A 5,709-nucleotide genomic window follows, 5' to 3' on the forward strand; every position below is an offset into this window, starting at 1 on the left:
CGCTGACCGCCGCCGAACTCAGCGCGGGCCGCGCGATCCTCGCCGACGCCGGGCTGGCCGGCGGGACGATCCGCGTCCCGCAGGTCCTCCCCGTCGAACCCGCCAAGGAGGACGTGCGCGCCGGGGCCGGCGACCGCCGCCTCCGCTACACGCTCCTGGACACCGCCACCGGCCGGGCCGGGGAGGCCGTGGTGTCGGTGACCAAGCAGGAACTGCTCTCCTGGGACGGCTGGGCCGAGGCCGACGGGCAGCCGTCGTACCTGTTCGAGGAGTACGCGCTGGCCGAACAGCTGACGAAGGCGTCGCCGGACTGGCAGGCGGCGATGGCTCGGCGCGGCCTCGCCGAGCGGATCGGCCACGCCTTCTGCGCGCCCCTGGCGCCCGGGTACTTCGGCCGCGAGGACGAGACCGGCCGCGTCATGCGCTCGCTGACGTTCCTGCGGGAAGACGCCGACGACAGCCCCTGGGCGCACCCGGTCGAAGGCCTGGTCGCGCACCTGAACCTGACGGAACGGCGCGTGCTCCGCGTCGAAGACGAAGGCGACGTCCCGGTGCCCGCCGAGCACGGGCGCTACCCCGGCGTCCCGGCCCGCACGACGTTGAAGCCGATCGAGATCACCCAGCCCGACGGCCCGAGCTTCACCGTCGACGGCAGCGAGGTGACGTGGGAGGGGTGGCGCCTGCGCGTCGGCTTCAACGCCCGCGAAGGCCTGACGCTGCACCAGATCAGCTTCCAGGACCGGCCGGTCCTCTACCGGGCCTCCGTCCCCGAGATGGTCGTCCCGTACGGGGACGTCGCGCCCGGCCGGTTCTGGATCAGCTACTTCGACGCCGGGGAGTACCAGTTCGGCAAGAACGGCAACGACCTGCGGCTCGGCTGCGACTGCGTCGGCGTCATCCACTACTTCCCGGCGTGGGTCGCCGACGACCGCGGCGAGCCGGTCGAGATCCCGCGGGCGATCTGCCTGCACGAAGAGGACGACGGCATCCTCTGGAAGCACACCGACCTCGCCGGACGGCCCGAGGTGCGCCGCTCGCGGCGGCTGGTGGTGTCCTCGATCTCCACCATCGGCAACTACGACTACGGCCACTACTGGTACTTCCACCTCGACGGCTCGATCTCGTTGGAGGCGAAGGCGACCGGAATCGTCTTCTGCGGCGCCGGCACGCCCGGCGAAGACCAGCCCCACGCGACCGAGCTCGCGCCCGGCCTGTTCGCGCCGGTGCACCAGCACCTGTTCTGCGCGCGCCTCGACGTCGAGGTCGACGGCGACCGCACCAGCCTGCACGAGGTCGACGTCGAAGGCGTGCCGACCGGGCCGGGCAACCCGTACGGCAACGCGTTCACCTGGCGGAGCACGCCGTTGCGGACCGAGCGGGAGGCGATGCGCCTGGCCGACCCCGCCCGCGCCCGCGTCTGGGAGGTCCGCAGCGCTTCGCGGACGAACCGGCTCGGCAAGCCGACCGCCTACCAGCTGGTGCCGAGCCCGTCGGCGACGCTGCTGGCCCAGCCGGAGGCGACGGTGCACGCTCGCGCGACGTTCGCGACCAAGCACCTCTGGGCGACGCCGTACCGAGAGGACGAGCAGTTCCCGGCCGGCGACCGGCCCAATGCCCACCCCGGCGGCGCGGGCCTGCCCGCCTGGACCGCCGCCGACCGCGTCCTCGTCGACACCGACCTCGTGCTGTGGCACGTGTTCGGCCCCACCCACGTCCCCCGCCCCGAGGACTGGCCGGTGATGCCGGTCGACCGCTCCGGGTTCCTGTTCCGGCCGTACGGGTTCCTCGACCGCAACCCCGCGCTCGACCTCCCGTCCGGCGACCACTGCGACCACTGAGGACTCCCACCGTGACGACACTCTCGGACACCTCGACCTGGCTGCCCCTCGACGGCCTCGCCCCGGGCTTCGACGCGAACAAGGCCCCCGTGGTCGGCGACCTGCACGGCCGCACGTTCGTCCTGCACGACGACGGCGACGGCCCGGACCGCACCGCCCGCTTCACCGGCACGCGCGTCGCGTGGGACGGCGCGACCGTCCGGTGCGAGACGTTCCTCGTCGACCCGGACCTGTACTACGTCCAGTTCCACCCCGCGCCGCGCGAGGCCGTGTCCCTCCTGCTGGACCTGCGTGAGGGCCGCGCCCTGGTCATCACCACCACGATCGGCGACAGCGGCACCCCGCGCGTCACCCAGGAGTTCCGGCCCGCGACGCTCGACGGCTTCGAAGCGCGCGGCGAGGCGATGGCCCCAAGCACCGCGCTGATCGGGCGCCGGGTGGTGTGGGTCTACAGCCGCGAGCACGCCTACGAACACGTCTACCTCAGCCCGCACTGGTACACCTGGCAGTGCCTGTCCGGCCCCGAGCGCGGGCTCGCCGACACCGACGAGAACACCGTGTACCGGATCCGCCCCGGGATCCACGTGTTCGCCTGGCGCGAGAAGGTCATCCCGTGCGCGTCGGTCACCGTCGCCGACCACCGCGACGCCCGGCGGCTGCGCTCCCACGGCGTCCTCTTCGGACTGGACGGCACTGGCGAGCGCCCGACGCACTTCACGTTCGGCGCGTACGGGCGGCTGCTGAGCACCACCGTCCACCCGGACGGCCTGGACCCGGCAGAGGGCTGAGCCGTGGCCGCCGACCTGGTACTGACCAACGCCGTGGTGTACACAGTGGACGCTGCGCGGCCGTGGGCATCCGCGCTTGCGGTGTCCGGCGGGAAGATCGTCGCGCTCGAAGACGCCGAACGCGGCCCGAACACCCAGGTGCTCGACCTCGGCGGCGCGTTCGTCCTGCCGGGACTGGTCGACGTGCACAACCACCACGCGATGGCCGGCCGCGCCGACCTGTTCGAACTGACCTTCGGCGCCGACGCGGGCCTGAACGACATCCTCGGCCTGGTCCAGGCGCGCGCGGCGACGCTCGGCCCGGACGAGTGGCTGACCGGCGGCGCCTGGGCGTCCACTTTGGTCTCGACACTGTCCACATCGGCCGCCCGGCGGGCGCTGGACGACGCCGCGGGCGGGCGCCCGGTGTCCCTTTCGGACGACAGCAGGCACAACCGCTGGGTCAGCACCCGCGCTCTGGAACTGGCCGGCATCACGGCGGCAACCCCCGACCCGCCGGGCGGCGTCGTCGTCCGGGACGGCGACGCACCCAGCGGTCTCCTGCTGGAGGCGGCCGGCGTCCTGGTCGAGCGGGTGACCGGCGCCTTGACGGCCGAGCAGCACCGCCGGGCGTCGCGGCGCGCGATCGAGATCCTGCACGGCTTCGGCGTCACGGCGTTCCAGGACGCCGGCGTCTCGACCGACATCCTGAGCGCCCTCCAGTCGCTCGACCTCGCCGGCGAACTGGACGCGTGGTTGGTGACGTCGCTGCTGGTCAACGACCCGATCTTCGGCTTCGACCCGATCGGCGCGCCGTTGCTGGAGCTTGCGGAGGCCTACCGGAGCCCGCACCACCGCCCGGACTTCGTGAAGATCTTCCTCGACGGCGTCCCCCCGACCCGCACGGCGGCGTTCCTCGAGCCCTACCTGCCCGACGACACCCACGGCGGGTGTTTCCACGGCTCGACGACGATGCCCCCGGCCGAACTGACCGAATGGCTCCTGAAAGCCGCCACGGCCGGCTTGTCGGCGAAGGTCCATTGCACGGGGGATGCCTCGGTGCGGCAGTTCCTCGACGCGGTCGGGAAGGTGCGTGCCGCGGGGTTCGCGGACACCAGGTTCCAGGTGGCGCACGGGCAGTTCGTGCACCCGGACGACCTGCCGCGGTTCGCCGAGCTGGGCGTGGCCGCGGACATCTCGCCGTTCCTGTGGGTGCCGGGCGTGATCCCGTCGGCGATCGCCGAGGTGCTGCCGGCGTCGCGAGCTTCGCGCATGCAGCCGAACCGGACGCTGCTGGACAGCGGCGCCCTGATCGCGGGCGGGTCGGACTGGCCGGTGAGCGAGTCGCCGAACGCGTGGGAGGGTATCGCGGGGCTGGTCACCCGGGAGGACCCGTTCGGCCGCCGGCCGGGTGCGCTGTGGCCGGAGCAGGCGATCACCCTCGCGGAGGCGATCGAGGCGTTCACCCTGGGCGGGGCGCGGGCGTGCGGGCTGGACGACGTGACGGGGGCGCTGACGCCTGGCCGGTCGGCGGACTTCGTGGTGCTGGACCGGGATCCGTTCCGGACTTCCCGGGTGGCGGAGACGCAGGTCGTGGAGACGTGGTTCGCGGGGCGGCGGGTGTTCGAGCGCTGACCCCGGGCACGGATGTAGTGAATGACTCATTCATGTCGCCGGACGACATGAATGAGTCATTCACTACATCTCCGGACCGGAGCACCAGCCGCGGCCACCCCGTGCTGTACCCGTCGGTACTTTCTCCTACACTGGTAGAGAAACCAGTGCGGGAGGTGCCGGGTGCCCAAGATCATCGACCACGACCAGCGGCGCAGCGACATCGTCGACGTCACCTGGGACCTCATCGTGCGCGGCGGGATCGAAGCCGCCACCATGCGGGAGATCGCCGCCGCCGCCGGGTTCGCCAACGGGGCGCTGAAGCTGTACTTCCCCAGCAAGGAAGACATCATCGCGGCCACCTACGAGCGGGCGCTCGACATGATGCGGCAGTACGTCGAGCTCGACGGGCTCCGCGGGATCACCGCGCTGCGCGAACTCTGCGTGTCGTCCATGCCGATCGACGACGAGCGCATCACCGCCGGGCGGGTGCTGATGATCTTCTGGCAGATGTCGCTGGGCAACCGGACCATGCACGACAAGTACCTCGAGCACGTCCGCGAGTGGCGCGGGCTCCTGCACCGCTTCCTCACCGAAGGCCGCGAGGACGGCGACATCGTCACCGAGACCCCCGACGAGCAGATCGTCGACGAGATCGTCCTGCTCAACGCCGGCGCCAACGTGATGAGCCTGGTGGCGGGTGAGTTCTCCACGATCGACCTCCAGCACCGGCACCTGGAGTCCCTCCTGGACCGCCTCACCCGCCCCTGAACCTCAGGCGAAGATCCCCTTCAGGTACGCCGCCACCTCGGCGTGCGACCGCGCCGAGGCCGGCAGATCGGTGTACAGCCCGTAGAACCCGTGGATCTGGCCCTCGTACCGGTGCACGTCCACCGCCACATCCGCCTCGGCCAGCTGCCGGGCGAACGCCTCGCCCTCGTCGCGCAGGACGTCGTACTCCGCCGTCAGCACCAGCGCCGGCGGCAGGCCCGACAGGTCCCGGGACCGCGACGGCAGCACGTACGGGTCGTCCGACGGGACCGGCGCGTACTGGGCGAAGAAGAACCGCATCGCGTCGGCCGTCATGCCGTAGCCGGTCGCGTAGTCCACATAGGACTGGTGGCCGTCGTCGGGGTGGCCGGACACCGGGCAGATCAGCACCTGGGCCGCGATCGTCGGGCCGCCGCGGTCGCGCGCCATCAGCGAGACCACTGTGGACAGGTTGCCGCCGGCGCTCTCCCCGCCGACCGCGATGCGTGCCGGCGAAACCGCCGGGCCGGCGCCACCCGCGGCCAGCCACTCCAGCACCGCGTAGCAGTCCGACGGCGCGGCCGGGTACGGGTCCTCGGGGGCGAGGCGGTACTCGACCGCCGCCACCGCGACCGACGCCGCCGCGCACACCGCGCGGGAGGCCACCTCGTTCTCGTCGATCGAGCCGATCGTCCAGCCGCCGCCGTGGATCCACACGAACACCGGGACCGGGCCGTCCG

Annotated in this window: 5 protein-coding genes; 4 read left to right on the plus strand and 1 reads right to left on the minus strand. The window is 72.3% G+C overall.

Annotated features, from left to right (window positions below; all coding sequences use genetic code 11):
- The first annotated feature begins 2 nt into the window (after nt 1–2).
- The 4 genes from G3I65_RS45505 (at nt 3) to G3I65_RS45520 (ending at nt 4,990) form a co-directional block, all read left to right on the plus strand.
- Nucleotides 3–1,838: a primary-amine oxidase gene (locus G3I65_RS45505; protein WP_203612687.1), complete on the plus strand. Its 1,836-nt coding sequence runs from the start codon at nt 3–5 to the stop codon at nt 1,836–1,838.
- Nucleotides 1,839–1,849: 11 nt separating this feature from the next.
- A complete protein-coding gene (locus tag G3I65_RS45510) occupies nt 1,850–2,626 on the plus strand; it encodes a molybdenum cofactor biosynthesis F family protein (RefSeq protein WP_309236017.1) in 777 nt (258 codons plus the stop codon).
- Between the two features lie 3 nt (nt 2,627–2,629).
- Nucleotides 2,630–4,240, plus strand: coding sequence for an amidohydrolase (locus G3I65_RS45515; RefSeq protein WP_160701609.1), 1,611 nt, complete (start codon nt 2,630–2,632; stop codon nt 4,238–4,240).
- 162 nt (nt 4,241–4,402) lie between these two features.
- Nucleotides 4,403–4,990: a TetR/AcrR family transcriptional regulator gene (locus tag G3I65_RS45520; protein WP_160701610.1), complete on the plus strand. Its 588-nt coding sequence runs from the start codon at nt 4,403–4,405 to the stop codon at nt 4,988–4,990.
- A gap of 3 nt (nt 4,991–4,993) precedes the next feature.
- Here the strand turns inward: G3I65_RS45520 and G3I65_RS45525 are convergent.
- A partial coding sequence (locus tag G3I65_RS45525) for an alpha/beta hydrolase (RefSeq protein WP_160701611.1) occupies nt 4,994–5,709 on the minus strand: 716 nt, incomplete at its 5' end.

The organism is Amycolatopsis sp. SID8362 (genome assembly GCF_010550475.1).
Classification (GTDB): Bacteria; Actinomycetota; Actinomycetes; order Mycobacteriales; family Pseudonocardiaceae; genus Amycolatopsis; species Amycolatopsis eburnea.